At 65.6% G+C, this 21,309-nt stretch carries 19 protein-coding genes; 10 read left to right on the top strand and 9 right to left on the bottom strand.

Translation table 11 applies throughout. The annotated features are described in order from the left end of the window. Window positions 1-68 precede the first annotated feature (68 nt). The 9 genes from WAO18_RS17745 (at window position 69) to WAO18_RS17705 (ending at window position 12,224) form a co-directional block, all read left to right on the top strand. The gene (locus WAO18_RS17745) at window positions 69-1,460 is read left to right on the top strand and encodes a WS/DGAT/MGAT family O-acyltransferase (protein ID WP_422207543.1); all 1,392 of its coding nucleotides are present in this window, start codon (window positions 69-71) and stop codon (window positions 1,458-1,460) included. Window positions 1,461-1,509: 49 nt separating this feature from the next. Further along, window positions 1,510-3,069, top strand: coding sequence for an alpha/beta hydrolase (locus tag WAO18_RS17740; RefSeq protein ID WP_422207542.1), 1,560 nt, complete (start codon window positions 1,510-1,512; stop codon window positions 3,067-3,069). A 114-nt stretch (window positions 3,070-3,183) separates the two neighbouring features. After that, window positions 3,184-4,737 carry an alpha/beta hydrolase gene (locus WAO18_RS17735; RefSeq protein ID WP_422207541.1) on the top strand — a complete coding sequence of 518 codons (1,554 nt, stop codon included), beginning with the start codon at window positions 3,184-3,186 and terminating at the stop codon, window positions 4,735-4,737. Between the two features lie 48 nt (window positions 4,738-4,785). Beyond that, complete coding sequence (locus WAO18_RS17730) at window positions 4,786-6,123, top strand: glutamine synthetase family protein (RefSeq protein ID WP_422207540.1); 1,338 nt, start codon at window positions 4,786-4,788, stop codon at window positions 6,121-6,123. A gap of 54 nt (window positions 6,124-6,177) precedes the next feature. Continuing rightward, the gene (locus WAO18_RS17725) at window positions 6,178-9,150 is read left to right on the top strand and encodes a bifunctional [glutamine synthetase] adenylyltransferase/[glutamine synthetase]-adenylyl-L-tyrosine phosphorylase (RefSeq protein WP_422207539.1); all 2,973 of its coding nucleotides are present in this window, start codon (window positions 6,178-6,180) and stop codon (window positions 9,148-9,150) included. A 92-nt stretch (window positions 9,151-9,242) separates the two neighbouring features. Then, window positions 9,243-9,878: a PaaI family thioesterase gene (locus WAO18_RS17720; RefSeq protein ID WP_422207538.1), complete on the top strand. Its 636-nt coding sequence runs from the start codon at window positions 9,243-9,245 to the stop codon at window positions 9,876-9,878. Further along, on the top strand, window positions 9,875-10,735 hold the full coding sequence (locus WAO18_RS17715; protein WP_422207537.1) for a TIGR03619 family F420-dependent LLM class oxidoreductase: 861 nt from the start codon (window positions 9,875-9,877) through the stop codon (window positions 10,733-10,735). The genes WAO18_RS17720 and WAO18_RS17715 overlap by 4 nt, the downstream gene beginning before the upstream one ends. A 59-nt stretch (window positions 10,736-10,794) precedes the next feature. Then, window positions 10,795-11,028 carry a hypothetical protein gene (locus tag WAO18_RS17710; protein ID WP_422207536.1) on the top strand — a complete coding sequence of 78 codons (234 nt, stop codon included), beginning with the start codon at window positions 10,795-10,797 and terminating at the stop codon, window positions 11,026-11,028. Between the two features lie 80 nt (window positions 11,029-11,108). Continuing rightward, window positions 11,109-12,224 carry an epoxide hydrolase family protein gene (locus tag WAO18_RS17705; protein WP_422207550.1) on the top strand — a complete coding sequence of 372 codons (1,116 nt, stop codon included), beginning with the start codon at window positions 11,109-11,111 and terminating at the stop codon, window positions 12,222-12,224. A 3-nt stretch (window positions 12,225-12,227) separates the two neighbouring features. On the opposite strand, the gene WAO18_RS17700 is transcribed toward WAO18_RS17705, so the two are convergent. The 4 genes from WAO18_RS17700 to glnA all read right to left on the bottom strand — a co-directional run bounded on the left by WAO18_RS17700 (window position 12,228) and on the right by glnA (window position 16,235). Continuing rightward, window positions 12,228-12,659 (bottom strand): DoxX family protein, encoded by a 432-nt coding sequence (locus WAO18_RS17700; protein ID WP_422207535.1) that lies wholly within the window; start codon window positions 12,657-12,659, stop codon window positions 12,228-12,230. Between the two features lie 17 nt (window positions 12,660-12,676). Beyond that, window positions 12,677-14,131, bottom strand: coding sequence for an aldehyde dehydrogenase family protein (locus WAO18_RS17695; protein ID WP_422207534.1), 1,455 nt, complete (start codon window positions 14,129-14,131; stop codon window positions 12,677-12,679). 206 nt (window positions 14,132-14,337) lie between these two features. Further along, window positions 14,338-14,703 (bottom strand): MarR family winged helix-turn-helix transcriptional regulator, encoded by a 366-nt coding sequence (locus WAO18_RS17690; RefSeq protein ID WP_422207533.1) that lies wholly within the window; start codon window positions 14,701-14,703, stop codon window positions 14,338-14,340. A gap of 95 nt (window positions 14,704-14,798) precedes the next feature. Next, window positions 14,799-16,235, bottom strand: coding sequence for a type I glutamate--ammonia ligase (glnA, locus tag WAO18_RS17685; RefSeq protein ID WP_422207532.1), 1,437 nt, complete (start codon window positions 16,233-16,235; stop codon window positions 14,799-14,801). 196 nt (window positions 16,236-16,431) lie between these two features. On the opposite strand from glnA, the gene WAO18_RS17680 reads away from it, so the two are divergent. After that, entirely contained in the window at window positions 16,432-16,896 is a 465-nt protein-coding gene (locus WAO18_RS17680) for an RDD family protein (RefSeq protein ID WP_422207531.1), read from the top strand. A 7-nt stretch (window positions 16,897-16,903) separates the two neighbouring features. Here WAO18_RS17680 and WAO18_RS17675 read toward each other — a convergent pair whose 3' ends face one another. The 5 genes from WAO18_RS17675 to sucB form a co-directional block, all read right to left on the bottom strand. Then, window positions 16,904-17,656, bottom strand: a complete 753-nt coding sequence (locus tag WAO18_RS17675; RefSeq protein WP_422207530.1) for a DUF4191 domain-containing protein — start codon at window positions 17,654-17,656, stop codon at window positions 16,904-16,906. A gap of 27 nt (window positions 17,657-17,683) precedes the next feature. Next, complete coding sequence (gene lipA / locus WAO18_RS17670) at window positions 17,684-18,631, bottom strand: lipoyl synthase (protein ID WP_422207529.1); 948 nt, start codon at window positions 18,629-18,631, stop codon at window positions 17,684-17,686. Then, a complete protein-coding gene (gene lipB, locus WAO18_RS17665) occupies window positions 18,628-19,326 on the bottom strand; it encodes a lipoyl(octanoyl) transferase LipB (protein ID WP_422207528.1) in 699 nt (232 codons plus the stop codon). Before lipB ends, lipA begins: the two co-directional genes overlap by 4 nt. Window positions 19,327-19,370: 44 nt before the next feature. Further along, a complete protein-coding gene (locus WAO18_RS17660; RefSeq protein ID WP_422207549.1) occupies window positions 19,371-20,282 on the bottom strand; it encodes a TIGR01777 family oxidoreductase in 912 nt (303 codons plus the stop codon). 10 nt (window positions 20,283-20,292) lie between these two features. Next, a partial coding sequence (sucB, locus tag WAO18_RS17655) for a 2-oxoglutarate dehydrogenase, E2 component, dihydrolipoamide succinyltransferase (protein WP_422207527.1) occupies window positions 20,293-21,309 on the bottom strand: 1,017 nt, incomplete at its 5' end.

The following is a 21,309-nucleotide window of genomic DNA, read 5'->3' as shown; positions in this document are numbered from 1 at the left end:
CTTCCTCACACCGTTATGCATCGGGTCATTCGTCCGCCGCCCTGGGAAAGCGGACATACCATCGGCAAATGCAGCGCCTCAGCGGACTCGACGCCAGCTTCCTGTACCTGGAGACCCCAGCGCAGCCGCTGCATGTTTGCTCGATTCTGGAGCTCGACACCTCGACGATGCCGGGCGGCTACACCTTCCACCGAATGCGCGACGAATTGGCGTTGCGCATCAAGGCAATGCCCCAGTTTCGCGAGAAGCTGGCCGATAGCCCGCTCAATCTTGATCATCCGGTTTGGGTGGACGACAACCACTTTGATGTGAACCGACACCTGCACCGGATCGGGCTGCCGCCACCGGGTGGGCGTAATGAGCTGGCCGAGATCTGCGGCCACATCGCGTCGTTGCCGCTGGATCGCACCCGCCCGCTGTGGGAGATGTGGGTGATCGAAGGTGTGGCCGGCACCGACGCCCATCAGGGTGGCCGGCTGGCGGTCATGACCAAGGTGCACCACGCCGCAGTGGACGGCGTGACCGGCGCCAACTTGATGTCCCAGCTGTGCAGCACCGAGGCGGACGCGCCCGCGCCCGACCCGGTCGAAGGCGTCGGGGGCGCCAACGAGTTCGAGATCGCGTTGACGGGTGCGGTCAAGTTCGCGGCCAGGCCGCTGCGCTTTGCCAACGCCCTGACTGACACCGCATCGACAGTGGTCAAGACGGTATTGCGGGCGCGCAGCGGGCAGACCATGGCACCGCCATTCAGCGCCCCGCGGACAGCGTTCAATGACAGCATCACCCCGCACCGCAACATCGCCTACGCGCAGTTGGACCTCGGAGACATCAAGAAGGTCAAGGACTACTTCGGCGTCAAGGTCAACGACGTGGTGATGGCCCTGGTGTCCGGCGTCCTGCGTCAATTCCTGCTCGACCGTGGCGAATTGCCGGACTCGTCGTTGGTGGCGATGGTGCCGGTGTCGGTACACGGCAAGTCGGATCGGCCTGGGCGCAATCAGGTTTCGGGTATGTTCTCCAGCCTGCAGACGCACATCGCCGACCCGGTGGCGCGGATCAAGGCTATTGCTGACGCGAATTCGGTTGCCAAGCAACATAGTTCGGCGATAAAAGCGACGCTGCTGCAGGACTGGTCGCAGTTCGCCGCGCCTGCGGTATTCGGTGTGGCGATGCGGGCCTACGCTCGGACCAGCCTCACCAAGCGCATCCCGGTGCACAATCTGGTGATCTCCAACGTGCCCGGGCCGCAGGTGCCGCTGTACTTCCTGGGCAGTGAGGTCAAGGCGATGTATCCGCTGGGGCCGATCTTCCAGGGCTCAGGATTGAATATCACCGTGATGTCGCTGACCGGCAAACTCGACGTCGGGATCATCGCCTGCCCGGAACTGTTGCCGGACCTATGGGAACTGGCCGACGACTTCGCGGTCGGCATGGAAGAACTGCTGCTCGCGACACGTTAGCCGCCCCAGCGGCGGGAAGCCCGTGCTGACCCATGGCAGCATGTTGGGCATGGGGACCCCTCGCCGCGGCAAGATCGCGCGCACGATGCTGATCTGGACCGTGATGGCGGTCACCGCGGTGACGGTGGCCGGCTGCACGCAGGTCGTCAAGGGTCGCGCGGTGCTTGCCGGTCCGAAGGTCGGCCAGCCGATCGAGTGGGGGCCGTGCCGGGTTGCCGGCGGGGCGGCCGTGAAGCTCCCGGGTGGCGCGCAGTGCGGCAAGCTCGCTGTCCCCGTCGACTACCGGCACCGCGGCGGTGACGCTGCCACGCTGGGACTGATTCGCTTCCCGGCGACCGGAGACAAGGTCGGTTCGCTGGTCATCAATCCCGGTGGCCCGGGGGAGTCCGGCATCGAGGCGGCGCTCGGGATCGTCCAGTCGTTGCCGCAGCAGGTCCGGGAACGCTTCGATCTGGTCGGCTTCGACCCGCGCGGGGTGGCGGCGTCGCGACCGGCGATCTGGTGCAACTCCGACGCCGACAACGACCGGCTGCGCACCGAAACACAAGCCGACTACAGCCCGGCGGGCGTGGCGCACATGGAGGAGGAGACCAAGGAGTACGTCGACCGCTGCGTGGCCAAGATGGGCAAGAAATTCCTGGCAAACGTCGGGACCGACAACGTCGCCCGCGACTTGGACACCATCCGGGAAGCGTTGGGGGACAGCAAGCTGACGTTCCTGGGCTATTCCTATGGCACACGGATCGGCTCGGCGTACGCCGAGGCGTTTCCGAAGAACGTCCGGGCGATGATCCTCGACGGCGCAATCGACCCCAACACCGACCCGGTCGAGTCAGATCTGCGGCAGGCCAAGGGTTTTCAGGACGCGTTCAACGACTACGCCAAAGACTGCGCCAAGTCACCCACCTGCCCACTGGGCACCGACCCGGCCAAAGCCGTTGATGTCTATCACCATCTGGTCTATCCGCTCGTGGACAAGAACAACCCGACGATCGGAAAGCCGGCACGGACCAGGGATCCGCGCGGCCTGAGTTACAGCGACGCCATCATCGGGACCATCATGGCGCTGTATTCGCCGACGTTCTGGCATCACCTGACGTCCGGGTTGACCGAGCTGTCCCACCACCGCGGCGACGTGCTGCTCGAATTGGCCGACCTATATATGCGTCGCGACAAACACGGCCACTACTCCAACTCCACCGACGCTCGGGTTGCGGTCAACTGTGTGGACCAGCCGCCGGTCAGGGACCGGGCCAAGGTCATCGACGAGGACCGCCGCTCACGTGAGGTCGCGCCGTTCATGAACTACGGGAAGTTCACCGGCGACGCCCCGCTGGCCACCTGCGCCTTCTGGCCGGTTCCGCCGACGAGCAAACCGCACATCGTCACGGCACACGGCCTGGCGTCGACGCTGGTGGTGTCCACCACCCACGACCCGGCGACTCCGTATCAAGCCGGCGTAGAACTGGCGAATCAGCTGCATGGCGGGCTGCTCACGTTCGACGGCACGCAGCACACCGTGGTGTTCCAGGGCAACAGCTGCATCGACGACTATGCGACGGCCTACATCGTCAGCGGTACAGTGCCGTCCAAGGGGGCTAAGTGTTAGCGCCGCCGTCGGTCCGCTTCGAGAACGAAACGTAGACCCCGCGGTAAATAACGAGATCAAGGTGTGACCAATGGGATCACGGCCTGTGGCCGACGCATGCCACGATTGACTGCCATGTGGCGCATGAGACTGCTGAGCTCTGCGCTGCTTTCATTCGGGTTGGCGATGGCGACGGCTATCGCCTTGCCTCCGATGACGGGCGCGACGCCGGGATACGACGCGGGTCCCACGCCCAGCTCGGGGGCGCCGCAGCCGTCGTCGGCGTCACCACCGAACTGGGGGAGTTGCGGCGAGGTTCTGCGAAGCCCCGGCGACGTGCCAACCGCGCAATGCGGAACCGTCGCGGTTCCGGTCGACTACGCGAATCCGGCCGGCGGGCAAGTGCAACTCGCGGTCATTCGTATCCCGGCGACGGGCCCGCGGATCGGAGCGCTGCTGGTCAACCCGGGTGGGCCGGGGGCTTCGGCAGTCGACATGGTCGCCTCGATGGGTCCACAGCTGGCCGGCTCCGAGGTCACTCAGCGGTTTGACCTGGTCGGCTTCGATCCACGCGGCGTCGGCCACTCCACGCCGAAAGTCCGCTGCCAAACCGACGCCGAGTTCGACGCCTACCGGCGCGAACCGATGGTCGACTACAGCCCGCAGGGCGTGGCGCACATCGAGCAGGTGTACCGGCAGATAGCTCAGCGCTGTGCCGCCCGCAATGGGTCGGCCTTCTTGGAGAACATCGGAACCGCTTCGGCCGCACGGGACATGGATTCGGTGCGGCAGGCGCTTGGCGACGCTCAGATCAATTACCTGGGCTACAGCTACGGCACCGAGTTGGGCACCGCGTACGTCGAGCGCTTCGGCGACCACGTGCGCGCGATGGTTCTCGACGGGGCGATCGACCCTGCCGTCGGCCCTATCGACGAGCTGATCAACCAGCAGGCCGGGTTCCAGACCGCGTTCAATGACTACGCCGCCGATTGCGCCCGCTCATCGGACTGCCCGCTGGGCACCGATCCGACCCAGTGGAACGTCCGTTACCACCAGCTCATCGACCCATTGGTGACCAAACCCGCGGCCACTTCGGATCCGCGGGGCCTCGGTTATGCCGATGCGACGACGGGCACCATCAATGCGTTGTACACCCCGCAGTTCTGGAAATTCCTCACCAGTGGCCTGCTCGGTCTGCGACGCGGCACCGATCCCGGCGATCTGCTGACGCTTGCCGACGAGTACTACGGCCGCGACGCCAAGGGGCACTACAACAGTTCGCAGGACGCGTTCAACGCGATCCGCTGCGTCGATGCGCCCGAGCCGACCGATCCGGCGGCGTGGGCCGATGCGGATCGGCGTATCCGCCAGGTGGCGCCGTTCACCTCCTTCGGGCAGTTCACCGGTCACGCGCCGCGCGACCTCTGTGCGCTGTGGCCGGTGCCCGCGACGTCGTCGCCGCAGCCGGCCGCGCCGGTAGCGCCCGGCAAAGTCGTGGTCGTGTCCACCACCCATGACCCGGCCACTCCGTACGAAGCCGGCGTCAACTTGGCCCACCAACTCGGGGCCGACCTGATCACCTTCGAGGGAACACAACATACGGTGACGTTCAACGGGAATGACTGCGTCGACGGCGCAGTGGTGCGCTATCTGGTCGACGGCGCAGCGCCGGGAAACTTAAGGTGTTAAGCCGCGCTGGTAACACAAATTTAACGGTGGATGCATACTGTTCCAGTTATGGATCGACAAAAGGAATTCGTGCTCCGCACGTTGGAGGAACGGGACATCCGATTCGTCCGTCTGTGGTTCACCGACGTTCTCGGTTTCCTCAAGTCGGTCGCGATTGCGCCGGCCGAACTTGAGGGTGCCTTCGAGGAAGGCATCGGCTTTGACGGGTCATCCATCGAGGGCTTTGCCCGAGTCTCGGAATCCGACACCGTAGCGCATCCTGACCCGTCGACCTTTCAGGTGCTGCCGTGGACAACTCGTAGCGGCCATCACCACTCGGCACGGATGTTCTGCGACGTCACCATGCCCGATGGCTCGCCGTCGTGGGCCGACCCGCGCCACGTCCTGCGCCGCCAGCTAGGTAAAGCCAACGACTTGGGCTTCTCCTGCTACGTGCATCCCGAGATCGAGTTCTTCCTGTTGGAACCCGGCCCCGAAGACGGATCCGTGCCGGTTCCGGCCGACAATGCCGGCTACTTCGACCAGGCCGTGCACAGCGCCTCCAACTTTCGCCGGCACGCCATCGACTCCCTGGAATCTATGGGCATCTCGGTGGAATTCAGCCACCACGAAGGCGCGCCGGGCCAACAGGAGATCGACCTCCGCTTCGCCGACGCGTTGTCGATGGCCGACAACGTGATGACATTTCGCTACGTCATCAAAGAGGTTGCGCTGAACGAGGGATCACGGGCAACGTTTATGCCCAAGCCGTTCGGTGAGTATCCCGGCTCGGCCATGCACACCCACATGAGCCTGTTCGAGGGTGAGGTCAACGCGTTCCACAGCCCGGACGACCCGTTGCAGCTCTCCGATGTCGCCAAGTCCTTCATCGCCGGGATCCTCGAGCACGCCAGCGAGATCAGCGCCGTCACCAACCAGTGGGTCAACTCCTACAAGCGCCTGGTGCTCGGCGGCGAGGCGCCCACCGCCGCCTCATGGGGTGCGGCCAACCGGTCGGCGCTGGTCCGCATCCCGATGTACAGCCCACACAAGACCTCGTCGCGGCGCATCGAGGTGCGCAGCCCGGACAGCGCATGCAATCCTTACCTGGCTTTCGCCGTACTTTTGGCGGCCGGGTTGCGCGGCGTGGAGAAGGGGTACGTCCTGGGCCCCCAGGCCGAGGACAACGTCTGGGACCTCACGCCGGTGGAGCGGCGCGCGATGGGTTACCGCGAGCTGCCCTCCAGCCTCGACGAAGCGTTACGGGCGATGGAAAGCTCCGAGCTCGTCGCAGAAGCGCTGGGGGAGCACGTCTTCGACTTCTTCCTGCGCAACAAGCGCGCCGAGTGGGCGAACTACCGTCGCCATGTCACGCCGTATGAGCTGAAGACCTACCTTTCGCTGTAGCCGGTGTCGACGGCCCGTACAACGACCGGGTAAATCTGCGCTACCGTCGAGAGCGTGAATCAACCCGTGACGGAACGGCCGAAGGTGCCCAGCGTCGGCCGGCTCGGGTTGGTCGATGACCGCGCAAGTGCGAATTTGGCTCAGCTGGGTTGGAATACCGAAGAATGCGTCGAGGTGTTGTGGTCGCTGTCGCGCGCGCCGGACGCCGACGCGGCACTATGCGCGACGGTACGGCTGGCCGAGGCGCTCGGCGACGGCTGGGATGAGCTCAACGCGGCACTGGCCACTGAACGCGGCTTGCGCGGCCGATTGTTTGGTGTGCTCGGATCGTCGCTGACGCTGGGAGACCACCTCGTCGCCAACCCACAGGCATGGCGGCTGTTGCACGGTGCTGTGCGGCTGCCTTCCGCCGAGCAGTTGCGCGCCGCGTTCGCCGAGTGCGTCGCTGAGCCGCCAAGTGCCGCAGGGTCGGTGGTGTGGCGGCTGCGTTCGCTGTACCGCGACCGGCTGCTGGTGCTGGCCGCGCTTGATCTGGCGCCGACGGTCGAGAACGAGCCGGTGCTGTCGTTTCGGGCGGTCGGCACCCACCTGGCTGACATGGCCGACGCTGCGTTGGCGGCTGCGCTGTCCGTCGCCGAGCTCACCGTGTGCGGGGACGGCACTCCGCCCCGGGTCGCGGTCATCGCGATGGGCAAATGCGGTGCGCGCGAACTGAATTACGTCAGCGACGTCGATGTGATCTTTGTAGCCGAGCCCGCCGACCCGGTATCGGCGCGAATTGCCGGCGAGATGATGCGGCTGGCCTCGGACGCCTTCTTCCAGGTGGACGCCGGACTGCGACCGGAAGGCCGGCACGGCGAGCTGGTCCGCACGCTCGACTCGCATGCCGCCTATTACCAACAGTGGGCCAAGACCTGGGAGTTTCAGGCGTTGCTGAAAGCCCGTCCCGCCGCCGGCGACGCCGAACTGGGCAAGCAGTACATCGACACGTTGATGCCGATGGTGTGGAATGCCTGCGAGCGTGAGGATTTCGTCAGCGAGGTCCAGGCGATGCGGCGACGGGTTGAGCAACTGGTGCCGGCGGATGTCCGCAACCGCGAGCTCAAGCTTGGCAGCGGCGGGTTGCGCGATGTCGAATTCGCCGTGCAGCTCTTGCAGTTGGTGCACGGACGCACCGACGAGTCGCTGCACGTGGCGTCGACGGTCGACGCGTTGGCCGCGCTGGGCGCCGGCGGCTACGTCGGCCGCGACGACACCGCGAATCTGACTGCGTCGTATGAGTTTCTCCGCCTGCTCGAGCACCGGCTGCAACTGCAGCGCCTCAAACGCACACACCTGTTGCCGGCGTTCGACGATGACGAGGCGATGCGTTGGCTGGCGCGGGCGGCCCACGTTCGGCCCGACGGCAGCCACGATGCGCTGGGCGTGCTGCGCGACGATCTGAAACGCCACCATCTGCGGGTGTCACGGCTGCACGCCAAGCTGTTTTACCAGCCGCTGCTGGAATCGCTTGCGCCAGAAGGCCTGGAGTTCTCCCAGGGCATGACGCCGGCGGCCGCGGAGCGTCAGCTGGCCGCACTGGGCTACGAGGCCCCGCAAAGCGCGCTGACCCATCTGTCCGCATTGATCAACCAGAGCGGTCGCCGCGGCCGGGTGCAGTCGGTGCTGCTCCCCAGACTGCTTGACTGGCTCTCGGATACCCCCGATCCGGGCGGCGGTCTGCTTGCATACCGCCGGATCAGCGAGGTGATGGTCACCCAACGGTGGTATCTGTCCACGTTGCGCGACAAGCCCTCGGTGGCCAAGCGATTGATGCATGTGCTCGGAACGTCGGCGTATGTACCCGACCTCCTGATGCGCGCACCGGAAGTCGTCCAGAATTACAGCGACGGGCCCTCAGGACCCAAGCTGCTAGAGGCCAACCCCGAGTCGGTGGGTGGTGCGCTGGTGGCCTCCGCGGGCCGCCAAAGCGATCCGGTTCGCGCCATCGCGATTGCGCGTTCGCTGCGCCGCCGCGAGCTGGCCCGGGTGGCGTCGGCCGATCTGCTGGGCATGCTCGACGTCACCGACGTGTGCGCCGCGCTTACCGCAGTGTGGGTCGCGGTCCTGCAGGCTGCCCTGGACGCGGTGATCCGGGCCAACCTTCCGGAAAGCGGCCAAGTCCCGGCCGCCATCGCGGTGATAGGAATGGGCCGGCTCGGTGGCCGCGAGCTGGGCTACGGGTCCGATGCCGACGTGCTGTTCGTCTGCGAACCGACTGAGGGCGCGCAGGATTCCGACGCGGTGCGCTGGGCGATCACGGTGGCCGAGCAGATCCGCGCGCTGCTGGGAACCCCCAGCGCCGACCCGCCCTTGGAGGTCGACGCCAATCTTCGGCCCGAGGGCCGCAGCGGTCCGCTGGTCCGTACGCTCGCGTCGTACGAGGCTTACTACGGGCAGTGGGCGCAGTCGTGGGAGATCCAGGCGCTGCTGCGGGCCGACGCCGTCGCCGGTGACGCGGATCTGGGTCGGCGGTTCCTGCACATGGCTGACAAGATTCGCTACCCCGCCGGCGGGGTGTCCGCTGAAGCGGTCCTCGAGATCCGGCGGATGAAGGCGCGCGTCGACTCCGAGCGGCTGCCGCGCGGCGCCGACCCGAAAACGCACACCAAGCTGGGGCGCGGGGGACTTGCCGACATCGAGTGGACCGTGCAGCTGCTGCAATTGCGCTACGCCAGTGAAATTGCGGCGCTGCACAACACCTCGACGCTGGAGAGCCTGGATGCCGCCGCCGAAGCGGCGCTGATCACGACCGAGGACGCCGACCTGTTGCGGGAGGCGTGGTTGACCGCGACCCGGGCCCGCAACGCGCTTGTGCTGGTCCGCGGCAAACCCACCGACCAGTTGCCCGGGCCCGGACGCCTGCTCAACACCGTCGCCGTCGCGGCCGGCTGGGCCAAGAACGGGGACGGCGGCGAGTTCTTGGACAACTACCTGCGCGTGACTCGGCGCGCAAAAGCCATCGTGCACAAGATCTTTGACGAATAAGTCGGCCCGGCCGCAATACGCCGAACACCTCGGTGTTAGTAAAGAAGCAACGGTCGGCTGTTGACAAAGGCCACAAGCGCCAGGAGGCGGGGTTGGACGCCAAGATCCCCTACAAGGTGATGAGCGCCGACGAACATGATCGGCTGGCCGCACTCTACGGTCCGCTGACTGACGACGTCCGCGAGCTGATCGAGTTGGCGCTGCGCACCGACGCCGAGCCCGATTCCATCGACGCCGTCCGGGCCGCAATCCGAACGGCGTCCGATGTGCTGCGTAGCAGGCAGCAGGACGACTCGCAGGTGGTGCGCTACGCGGTCGGGGGCCGCCCGGTGGTGTGGAGCAACGCGGTGATCGGCCTGCGCAACGCGATCGCCCCGCCGCTGACCATCCACCACGACGACGACACCCGCTGCTGGAGCGAGTTCACCCTCAACTCCGCCTACGAGGGCCCGCCGGGACTGGTGCACGGTGGCGTCTGCGCGTTGGTGCTCGACCACGTGCTCGGCGAGGCCGCCAGCGCGGGACTGACCAAGCCGCTGTTCACCGGAACCCTCACCCTGCGGTTCGTCCGTGGCACTCCGTTGGGCAGGCTTCGGGCCGACGCCGCCGTCGAGCGCACCGAAGGAGTGAAATCCTTTGTGTCCGGCCATCTTTCCGATGCCGAAGGGATCACCGTCGAAGCGGAGGGCATCTTCATCAAGCCGGCCTGGGCGCGGGACGCCGAATGAAGTTCTACGTCAGCAGCGCATTTCTGGATACCCGCGAGATCGTCGAGGTCGCCAAGGCCGCCGACGACCTCGGCTACGACGGCATCGGGATCCCCGATCACATCGTCAACCTGGAGACCCTGAAAACCCCGTACCCCTATACCAAGGACGGGCAGCGGCGCTGGCAAGCGTTCACCGAATGGCCCGACCCCTGGGTGCTGGCCGGCGCACTCGCGCAGGTCACCACGCGGTTGCGGTTCGTCACCACGGTCTACATCCCGGCCATGCGCAATCCCTATTCGGCGGCCAAAGCCATTGGCACTGCGGCGTGTCTCGCCGACGGGCGGGTAGAGCTCGGCATCGGTGTCGGCTGGTGTGAAGAAGAGTTCGACTTGATGGAGCAACGCTTTTCCGCCCGTGGCAAACGCACGGACGAGATGCTCGATCTGATGCGGACCCTGTGGTCGCCGGACTGGACGGAATTCGATGGCGAGTTCTACCAGACCCCGAAGCTGGAGATGCAGCCGACGCCGCCGCGGATCCCGATCTACGTTGGTGGGCTCAGTGATATCGCGTTGCGCCGCGCGGCACGATACGACGGATGGATCGGCGACCTGATCAACACCGACCGCGCTATCGCGTCGGCGGCCCGGCTGCGCGAACTGCGAGCCGAAAACGGGCTGTCGATGGACGATTTCACCATTCTCACGCCGCTCACCGACGCCCTCACGATCGCCGACTACCAGCGCGCGCAGGATGCCGGCATCACCGGGATTCTCACCATGCCGTGGATGTTCTACTCCGGGCCGGAAGCCACGCTCGAGGAGAAGATCGACGGGATGAAAAGGTTTCGCAAGGACCTCCTTCTCGACGGGTGATCGGCGCCAGGGACGTCAAAATGTTCCGCCGCCCGCGTGATGGGCCTAACGTGACGAGGGTGGAGCTAAACGGCAACCCCGAACTGGTGCCCGTGGAGGCGTTGCGGTCAGGTGACCCGATTACCGACGTACACGGGAGCGGTCAGCACTACACCGTCCTGGAGTCGAAGGCGTTCGACGAGAGCTGCGTTGTTCTCGAGCTCGAGTCGAAAGCTCACGATCAACTTCGGGTGATCGAGATGTCCTTCCCGATTGGCTACTACATGGGCAGGTCACCTCGGCACATCCTGTGACACCGCGTCGGCGGTGTCACCGAAGGACCTGGTGACACTCGGCGATCACCGCTGCCTGCATGATGAGAGCCATGTCCGATATCAGGCCGTATCGCATCGACGTCCCCGCTGCCGTTCTCGACGACCTCCAGGACCGTCTGAAGCGCACCCGATGGCCGGAATCCGAGACCGTCGACGACTGGAGCCAGGGCATCCCGCTGGGCTACACCCGCGAGTTGGCCGCTTACTGGGCCGACGGCTACGACTGGCGTTCCCGGGAGGCGGCGCTGAACCGATTCGATCACCACCTCACCGAGATCGACGGGCTGGACATTCATTTCATCCACCAGCGTTCGCCGCACGATGACGCGCTGCCGCTGGTGATCACGCACGGCTGGCCGGGCTCGGTCGTGGAGTTCCACAAGGTGATCGACCCGCTGGTCAACCCCCCGTCGGGGCGCGCCGAGGACGCGTTCCACGTGATCTGCCCGTCGTTGCCCGGCTATGGATTCTCCGGCCGGCCGACCCATACCGGCTGGGGCGTGCAGAAGATCGCCGAGGCGTGGGAGACCCTGGTCGGCCGGCTCGGCTACGACCGGTACGGCGCCCAAGGGGGTGACTGGGGTGCGGCGGTGACGACGCAAATCGGGCGCAACGGTGGCCATTGCGCAGGAATCCACCTGAACATGCCAATCGCCAAGCCTGTGGCAGGGTCCACCGACGTCAGCGAAGACGACCAACAGGCCCTGGCCGCATATGTGGAACACCGGAAGTGGGGAACTGGCTACTCCAAGCAGCAATCCACCCGGCCGCAGACGCTGGGTTACGGGCTTGCTGACTCGCCGGTGGGCCAACTCGCCTGGATCGTCGAGAAATTCTGGGCGTGGGCCGACTGCGACGGGAACCCCGAAAATGTGTTCACCCGTGACGAATTGCTCGACAACGTGATGTTGTACTGGGCTACCGGAAGCGGTGCATCCTCAGCCCGTTTGTATTGGGAGAGCTTCAACAGCTTTGTCACCGACGGCCATGTGGAACTACCGACCGGAATCGCCGCATTTCCGAAGGAAATCCTGCGCACCCCGCGAAGCTGGTGTGAGGCCGCCTACAACATCACGCACTGGACGACGATGCCGCGCGGCGGGCACTTCGCCGCGTTCGAGCAGCCGGAGCTGTTCGTCGAGGACGTCCGTGCGTTCTTCGCGACGGTACGGTAAAGCTCAGCGCCGCAATCGACTTCGGCGCCTCGGCCACCGACCGCGATGGGCATCCAGTGCATAGGGGCCGCCGCCGGCGAAGATCAGCAAAAGGAAAGCGAAGCAGTACATCACCGATGCCTCGCCGTGGTTGTTGATCGGAAAGAACCCGTGCGGCAGATGAGCGGTGAAGTAGGCGAACGCCATTTCCCCTGAAGCGAAGAAAGCTGCGGCACGCGTGAAAAGCCCGAGGGTGATCAGCGCACCGGTGGCCAATTCGATCCAGCCGGCGTAGAAATCCGGCCACTGTCCCACCGGCGCAACGTGACCGGCGGCCGGCCAGCCGATCACCGAAGACAAACCGTGGCTGAGGAACAGCAGCCCGAACATCACCCGAAACACTGACAAGGTGGTCGGCAGATACGAATTCAGCCGAGCCTCGAGAGTTTGCGCCATGCGCAGACGATACGTGCTCAGAGCTGCATCCAGACTGACTTCGTTTTCATGTACATGTCGATGCCTTCTTTGCCGAACTCGTGGCCCCAGCCGGATTGCTTGTGACCGCCGAACGGCACGTCATGGTCAAAGACCAACTGGCAGTTGACCTGCACGCTGCCCGCCTGCATGCGCTTGACGAGCCGGTGAGCGCGCCCGAGGTTCTCGGTGTAGGCGGTGGCCGCCAGGCCGTAGGTGGTGTCGTTGGCCATCGCGATGGCCTCGTCTTCGTCGTCGAACGGCAGGATGCTGACCACGGGGCCGAAGATCTCCTCGCGATAGAGGCGCATTGCCGGGTCAACGTTGGTCAGCACGGTCGGGTGGACGAAGTAGCCCTTGCGGTCCAGACGGTGACCGCCGGTGACGACCTCGACGCCATTGCTCTTGCCCTCGTCGATGAAGCCCATCACGCGGGTCAGTTGCTTCTGGCTTATCAACGGGCCGCTGACGCAGCCTTCCTCGCTGGGAGCGCCGTACTTGAACGAGTTCGCCATCATCGAGATACCCTCCACGACGCGGTCAAAGACGCTGCGCTGCACGAAGATTCGCGACCCGCAGACACAGCCCTGACCGGAGTGCACGAAGATGCCCAGCGACGCCATCAGGATGGCCTTGTCGAGGTCGGCGTCATCGAAGATCAGTACCGGCGACTTGCCGCCGAGCTCAAGGGTGACCTTCTTGAGGTTGTCCGCCGATGCCCGCACGATCTCCTTGCCGACCTCGGTCGAGCCGGTGAAGGCGACCTTCTCGACGTCCGGGTGGGCGGTGATCGCCGCGCCAGCGGTGTGGCCGTAGCCGGTCAGCAGGTTGACCACACCCTCGGGGACGCCGGCCTCGTGGATCAGCCGGTCGAGCAGCAGAGCCGAAAGTGGTGTCTCCTCAGCGGGTTTGACGAGCAGGCTGCCGCCGGCGGCCAGTGCCGGGGCGAGCTTGGCACTCGCGTTGAAGATCGGGCCGTTCCACGGGAAGATCAGGCCGACCACGCCGTAGGGCTCTTTCAGCGTGTATGCGTGCATATTCACGTAGGCGTCAGTGGCGATGCCGTCGGTCCTTACGTCGTAGGCGACGCCGTTGATCTTCGAACACCAGCCGGCGTAGTAGCGGAAGAACTCCGAACACGTGGACATCTGCAGCGTCGCCTGCATCAGCGGCATGCCGGTGTTCAGTGAGTCCAGTTGGGCGAATTCGTCGGCGTGCTCGTCGATCAAATCCGCGATTCGCCACATGACCTTGGCCCGCTCACGGCCAGGTAGCTGGGACCAGACTCCGGACTCGAAGGACGCCTTGGCCCGCGCGACGGCCTCGTCCACCGCCTCCTCGCCGCAATCGGTGAACTCGGTGATCTGCTCCTCGGTGGCGGGATCGATGACCGCGATGAGCTCACCCGAGCCGGGGCGCTTACGGATGTCATCCAAAACAGTCTGCAGCGTCATCTGATCCCTTTCGTACATTCCACGGCGAAATGCTGAGCACCTGCTTAGCATCGCGGACGCCGCCGGGTCAAGGCGGGTGTCGATTGGATGAGGTAGTGAAAAGTCTTCGGAGATGAATTTAGCTGTGCTGCAACACTTTCAGATTCCGATCGCTTTGGTCAACAGTGCGGTGAGCCGCTTCTGCTCGCCCACGCTCAACCGGCCGGTCAGCGGCGTGATCCGGTCGCCGATGGCCGCGGTGATCTCGGGTACCAGGTCACGGGCCGACTCGGTGAGGTCACCCGCACCGAGCGGCCGTCGCGGAGGTCGGCGGTTTTCCTGACCAGGCCGCGGGCCGCCGCCCGGTCGATCAGGCCGCTGATCGTGGAGCGCTCGAGGCCGGTGTAGGTGGCCAGGTCGGCCATCGTCGGCTCACGATCCCACACGATGCCCAGCACCCGCAGTTGGGTGAGTGACAGATCGTGCACGGCAGCGACCTCGGTGAGTACCGCCATCAGCGCGAAAGACATCTGCGCCAACGCATCTCGTAGCTCACCGAGATGGTCATCGGCGCCGATGCGATCCGACGTCATCGGGATGACGATATCAAAGATAGATAGCGTTCCGAACTAACCGAAGCGCGGACGCTCAATTGAGCGCCCGCGCCTCGTGCAGTAGCGGCGTCGACTTATACGTCGTAGTAGAGCGCGAACTCGTACGGATGCGGCCGGATCTGGACCGGCAGGATTTCGTTCTCACGCTTGAAGCTGATCCATGTTTCGATCAGGTCAGGCGTGAAAACGCCTCCCTCGGTGAGGTATTCGTGGTCCTCTTCCAGGCGGTCGATGACGGCCGACAGCTGGGTCGGAGCCTGCGGGATGTTCGCGGCCTCTTCTGGCGGAAGCTCGTAGAGGTCCTTGTCGACCGGCGTCTGCGGCTCGATCTTGTTCTTGATGCCGTCCAGGCCGGCCATCAGCATCGCCGAGAACGCCAGGTACGGGTTGCCCGACGAGTCGGGGCAACGGAACTCCAGTCGCTTGGCCTTCGGGTTGGTGCCGGTGATCGGGATACGCACACACGCCGACCGGTTGCGCTGGCTGTAAACCAGGTTGATCGGCGCCTCGAAGCCGGGAACCAGGCGCTTGTAGGAGTTCGTCGTCGGGTTGGTGAAGGCCAGCAGTGACGGTGCGTGGTGCAGCAGGCCACCGATGTAGTGGCGAGCGGTGTCGGACAGGCCGGCGTAACCGGTCTCGTCGTACATCAGCGGGTTGCCGTCTTTCCACAACGACTGGTGGGTGTGCATACCCGAGCCGTTGTCGCCGAACAGCGGCTTGGGCATGAACGTGACGGTCTTGCCCTCGGCCCACGCGGTGTTCTTGACGATGTATTTGTAGAGCTGCATGTCGTCGGCCGCGTGCAACAGCGTGTTGAACTTGTAGTTGATCTCGGCCTGCCCGCCGGTGCCCACCTCGTGGTGGCCCTTCTCCAGGCTGAAGCCGGACGTGATCAGGTTCTGCAGCATCGTGTTGCGCAGGTCGGCGTAGTGATCGGTGGGGGGAACCGGGAAATAGCCACCCTTGGGGCGCACCTTGTAACCGAGGTTGGGGCTGCCGTCGTTCTCGGCCGGCTCACCGGTGTTCCACCAGCCGGAGATCGCGTCCACCTCATAGAACGAACCGTTGGTACGCGAGTCGAAGCTCACCGAGTCGAAGATGTAGAACTCGGCCTCGGCGCCAAAGTACGCGGTGTCGGCGACACCGGTGCTGATCAGGTAGTTCTCCGCCTTGCGGGCGATGTTGCGCGGGTCGCGCGAATACGGCTCGAGAGTGAACGGGTCATGCACGAAGAAGTTCAGGTTCAGCGTCTTCGCCGTACGGAACAGGTCGATCTGCGCCGTGTCGGGGTCGGGGAGGAGCAGCATGTCGGACTCGTGGATCGACTGGAACCCTCGAATCGACGAGCCGTCGAAGGCCAAGCCGTCCTCGAATACGCTTTCGTCGAAGAACGAAATCGGAATTGTGAAGTGCTGCATGATGCCTGGCAGGTCACAGAACCGGACGTCGACGAACTCGACGTGCTCGTCCTTGGCCAGTTTAATGATGTCGTCGGCCGATTTTTCGGACACCGAGGCGCTCTCCTTCGCTGCGAGCTTCGAATTTACTGCGGTCATTGGTAGCTACCCTTTACGTGGCCGTAATGGATCGCCCGACCAGACGCTAAGGACGCGGTGTTGCCCAAGAGTCAACCCTGCGTTTCGTAGACGTTACGTGACACCTCCATACGCCACCGAGCCTGGCCGGATCCGACCCTATTGTGGGGTGATGACGCGCAGCAACCAGCCACGGCCGGCCGGCGGGGAGCCCGTCGAGCCGGGACCGTCGCAGGGGTATCCGGGCCAGCCGCTCGGGCTGCCTGAACACGGCCCGGGTTCGTTGGCGCGGATGGCTCGCCGGCTGGTGGCGCTACTGGTCGACTGGCTGCTCGCGTACGGTCTTGCGGCCCTCGGCATGACACTTGGGCTGATCCCGCTGCGCGCGTTGTCGACGGCGGTCCTGGTGATCTGGCTGGTGCTCGGAATGCTGGCGGTCCGACTGTTCGAGTTCACCCCGGGCCAGCTGGCGCTGGGCCTGCGGGTGGCATCCGTCGACGAAAGGCTGCACGTCGGGCTGGGCCGGGCCGCCGCGCGCGGGGTGATGATCGCGTTCGTCATACCCGCGCTGTTCGTCGACGTCGACGGGCGCGGAATCCAGGACCGCGTGACCGGCACGGCGGTGGTGCGGCGCTAAACCGCCGCTAGCGGCGGCGGACAGTCCGCTGAACGCCGCGCATCTTGGCGTTGCCCGGCATCGGACCCTTGGGCATGGCGGCGGTGCCGGCCCGCGAACCCAGCGCGCTGAGCCGCGACTCCAGCGAGTCCATCTGCTTGACGGTGATATTGGCCGGCAGCTTGGTGAGATGACGTTCCAGCTTGGCGAGCGGAACCTCGCCCTCGCCGTTGCCGACCACGATGTCGTAGATCGGGATCTCGCCGACCAGCCGGGCGGTGCGCTTCTTCTCCTGGGCGAGCAGCGGCTTGACCCGGCTGGCCGATCCCTCGCCGACCAAGATGACGCCTGGCCGGCCGAGGACCCGGTGCACGGCGTCAAAATGTCCGGTGGCCGCCACCCCGGGGGTGACCCGCCACTTGCCGCGCAGGTTCTCCAGCGCCCAGGCGGCGGCCCCGGTTTGACCGTCGGCCTTGCTGTACACCGACCGCTGTGCGCGCCGCCCGAAGATGATGAACGCCACCAAGGTGCCGAGCACGACACCCAGGGCAGGCATCGAGATCAGGGCAAACCCGCCGGACCACACTCCGATCGCCACGGCGATGGCCACGATCAGCACGAACGCGCCGATCATGTAGGGCAGCAGCCGCTTGTCCTCTTTGCGCTGAACGTTGAATGCCTGCAAGAGCTGGCTGCGGCGTTCTTTGGCGGCCGCCTTGCGGGTGGCTTTCGCCTCGGCTCGGGCAGCCTTGTTTGCCTTGGCATCGCGGGGTTTGGCCATAATTGCCAAGAATACTTAAAGCCGGCCTCAGCCTGGCTGCCCGGTGGGCGTCTCTTGCCGTCGCCGGCTGGCCTGCTGGTAGAGCCGTCCGGCCCGATATGACGAGCGCACCAGCGGACCGGCCAGCACGCCGGCGAATCCCAGTTCCTCGGCGTATTCCGCATGTTCGACGAACTCGTCGGGGTGAACCCAACGGTCGACCGGGTGGTGGCGCGCGGACGGGCGGAGGTACTGGGTGATTGTGACGATGTCGCACCCGGCCTCGTGCAGATCGGTGAGCGCGGCGCGTACCTCATCGGGTGTCTCGCCCATCCCGAGGATCAGGTTGCTCTTAGTGACCAGTCCGAAATCCCTTGCCGCGGTAAGCACATCGAGGCTTCGCTGGTAGGTGAAAGCCGGACGAATGCGCTTGAAGATCCGTGGCACCGTTTCGAGGTTGTGGGCCAGCACTTCCGGCCGGGATTCGAAGACCTGCCGCAGCTGATCCGCATTGTCGTTGAAGTCGGGAATCAGCAGCTCGACACCGGTCGTCGGGTTGAGTTCCTTGATGGCGCGCACGGTCTCGGCGTAAAGCCAGGCACCGCCGTCGGGTAGGTCGTCGCGAGCCACGCCGGTGACCGTGGAGTACCGCAAGCTCATCGCTTGCACGCTCTCGGCGACCCGCCGTGGTTCGTCGCGGTCCAGCGGCGCGGGTTTCCCGGTGTCGATCTGGCAGAAGTCGCAGCGGCGGCTGCACACCTCGCCGCCGATCAGGAAGGTGGCCTCGCGGTCTTCCCAGCATTCGTAGATGTTGGGGCAGCCGGCTTCCTCGCACACGGTGTGCAGACCTTCCCGGCGAACGAGCTTCTTCAGCTCGGTGTATTCCGGACCCATCCGCAGCCGGGTCCTGATCCACGGCGGCTTTCGCTCGATCGGGGTTTGCGCATTGCGGACTTCCAGGCGCAGCAGTTTCCGACCTTCGGGGGTGACGGTCACGACCCCGATGCTACGCGGGCGGCGGTGTGCTGCAGATCAACCGGCAGCCGGCCGTCCAGAGCGTCGCAGACCGCTTCGGCCACCGCGGACCGCACGTCCGCGACCCCGACCCGGTGACCGAGTTCGGCCGAGATCGACGTCACGCCGGCGTCGCTGATCCCGCACGGGACGATCGTCTCGAACGCGCCGAGGTCGCAGTCGCAGTTGAGCGCGAAGCCGTGCAGCGTTGTCGCCCGCGACACCCGCACCCCGATCGCGGCGACCTTGCGTGCCGGCCTGCCGCCGTCGGCGGGCACCCACACTCCGGAGCGGCCGTCGACGCGACCGACCTGTAGGCCCACGTCGGTGCCCACCTTGATCAGCGCTTCCTCGATGCGCCGGACGTAATTGACCACATCGAGCGGTTCGGCCAGCCCGATGATCGGGTAGCCGACGAGCTGTCCCGGCCCGTGCCAGGTGATCTTGCCGCCACGGTCGGTGTCGATGACGGGCGTGTCGTCGCAAGGACGTTCGTGCGCGGCGGTACGCCTGCCGGCGGTGTATACCGATGGGTGTTCGAGCAAGAGCAGCGTGTCAGTGGCGCCGCCGGCGCGGGCCGTTGCCAACTCCTGCTGCAATTGCCAGGCGATGCGGTAGTCCACGGTGTCCATCTGGCGGATGTCGACCGGGGCAGTGCTCGAGCGGATCGAACTCACAGCGCGAACGGTACAACTTGAACCTGGCGACAAGCTGACAGCACCTAAGCGACGTCGCGCGCCGCGGTGGCGTATCGCAGTGCTTCGCCGACGGTCTTGTGGTGAAACTCGAAACCGGTTCGTTCCAGCACGGCGGGGATCGCGCGCTGCCCGCTCAGCAGGGTCTCGTCGGCGAACTCGCCGAGCGCGGCGCGCACCGCGAAGCTCGGCACCATCAGCGGGGTGGGCCGGTCGACCGTTCGGCCCAGTGCAGCGGTGAATTGGGCGTTGGTGACAGGTGCCGGGCCGGTCACGTTCACTGGCCCGGAAAGCCGGTCATCCGCGAGCGCGCACTGCAGCGCCCGGACCGTGTCCTCGAGGCTGATCCACGACATGTATTGGCGGCCGTTGCCCAATCGTGCTCCGAGGCCCACTGAGAACAGTGGCCGCAACTGGCGCAGCGCACCGCCGGACGCGGCAAGCACCACGCCGGTGCGGGCCAGTACCACCCGCGTGCCGGCGTCCCGGGCCGGCGCGGTGACCGCCTCCCAGTCCGTGCACAACTGAGCCAGGAAACCCTTTCCCGGCGAGGCGGTTTCGTCGACCGCGCGATCTTTGGTGTCGCCGTAGTAGCCGACCGCGCTGGCGTTGACGAGCACCCCTACGCCCGCGTCGGCGACCGCCGTCGATAACACTTCGGTCGGGGTGATCCGGCTGTCGCGCAGGTTCTGCTTGAAAGCACCCGACCAACGTCGCTGCCCGATGTTGATGCCGCACAGGTTCACTACCGCGTCGACTCCCTGCAGTGCGCCGGCGTCGAATTCACCACTGTCGGGATCCCAGTGCAGCTCGCTAGCGTTCGCCGGCGTCCGACGCACGATGCGCAACACATGGTGGTCTGCGGTGCGCAGCGACGTGACCAGAGCCGAACCGATCAGGCCGGACGAGCCAGCGATCGCGACGGTATTGGCCACGATTCAAGCCCTCCTAGAGACCGAGGTCGGCCTCGAACGCGCCTTCTTCGAGGCGATGTTTGATCGTGGTGAGAAAACGTCCGGCGTCGGCGCCGTCGATCAACCGGTGGTCGTAAGTCAGCGGTAGGTAGCAGATCGACCGGACTCCGATTGACTCGTTGCCGGTTTCGTCGACGACGACCCGGGGCCGTTTGACGATGGCCCCGGTGCCCAGCATGGCGGCCTGCGGCGGCACCAGGATGGGGGTGTCGAACAGCGCGCCCTGACTGCCGATGTTCGTGATGGTGAACGTTCCGCCGGACAGCTCGTCGGGCTTGAGGTTGCCCGACCGCGCACGGGCCGCGATGTCGGCGATTGCCCGTGCCAGCCCGGCCAGCGACAAGTTGCCGGCGTTGTGCACGACGGGGGAGAGCAGACCTTGGTCGGTGTCTACCGCGAAGCCCAGATGCTCGGCGTCGTAGTACGTGATCTCCTTCGTGCCTTCGTTGTAGCTGGCGTTGATGTTGGGGTGGGTCTTGAGCGCATCGATCGCCGCGCGTGCGATAAACGGCAGGAAGGTCAGGTTCACGCCCTCGCGTTCGGCGAACGCCTTTTTGGCCTTTTCCCGCAACGCGACGATGCGGGTCATGTCGACCTCGTGGGTCTGAGTGAGCTGTGCGGTCGCCTGCAACGATTCGCGGGTTTTATTCGCCGTAATCTGGCGGATCCGGCTGGCCTTTTGCGTTGTTCCACGAAGATGGGCCAGCGCGGGTGCGGGCGTCGGTGCGCTTGGTTTCGGGACGGCCGGCGCCTGGGCTGCGGCAGCGGGCGCCGGGGCCGTTGTTGCTTCTTGCTTCTGTTGAGCGGCGGACAACACATCCTGTTTGCGGATGCGTCCGCCGACTCCGGTTCCGTTCAGCGAGCTGAGATCAATGTTGTTCTCGGCGGCGAGCTTTCGCACCAGGGGAGTGACGTAGGGCCCGCCCGTCAAACCGCCCGCCGGGGCGGACTCGGCCGCGGGCCGCGGTGCCGGCTCGGCTGTGGCCTGGGG

Source organism: Mycobacterium sp. (assembly GCF_049278535.1).
Lineage (GTDB): Bacteria > Actinomycetota > Actinomycetes > Mycobacteriales > Mycobacteriaceae > Mycobacterium.
This window is presented reverse-complemented; position numbering and strand designations above follow the sequence as displayed.

Bases quoted from the DNA above. Each gene is read 5' to 3' on its own strand.
- WAO18_RS17745 (WP_422207543.1), top strand. From the start codon at position 69: ATGCAGCGCCTCAGCGGACTCGACGCCAGCTTCCTGTACCTGGAGACC.
- WAO18_RS17740 (WP_422207542.1), top strand. From the start codon at position 1,510: ATGGGGACCCCTCGCCGCGGCAAGATCGCGCGCACGATGCTGATCTGG.
- WAO18_RS17735 (WP_422207541.1), top strand. From the start codon at position 3,184: ATGTGGCGCATGAGACTGCTGAGCTCTGCGCTGCTTTCATTCGGGTTG.
- WAO18_RS17730 (WP_422207540.1), top strand. From the start codon at position 4,786: ATGGATCGACAAAAGGAATTCGTGCTCCGCACGTTGGAGGAACGGGAC.
- WAO18_RS17715 (WP_422207537.1), top strand. From the start codon at position 9,875: ATGAAGTTCTACGTCAGCAGCGCATTTCTGGATACCCGCGAGATCGTC.
- WAO18_RS17700 (WP_422207535.1), bottom strand. From the start codon at position 12,659: ATGGCGCAAACTCTCGAGGCTCGGCTGAATTCGTATCTGCCGACCACC.
- WAO18_RS17695 (WP_422207534.1), bottom strand. From the start codon at position 14,131: ATGACGCTGCAGACTGTTTTGGATGACATCCGTAAGCGCCCCGGCTCG.
- WAO18_RS17690 (WP_422207533.1), bottom strand. From the start codon at position 14,703: ATGACGTCGGATCGCATCGGCGCCGATGACCATCTCGGTGAGCTACGA.
- WAO18_RS17680 (WP_422207531.1), top strand. From the start codon at position 16,432: ATGACGCGCAGCAACCAGCCACGGCCGGCCGGCGGGGAGCCCGTCGAG.
- WAO18_RS17675 (WP_422207530.1), bottom strand. From the start codon at position 17,656: ATGGCCAAACCCCGCGATGCCAAGGCAAACAAGGCTGCCCGAGCCGAG.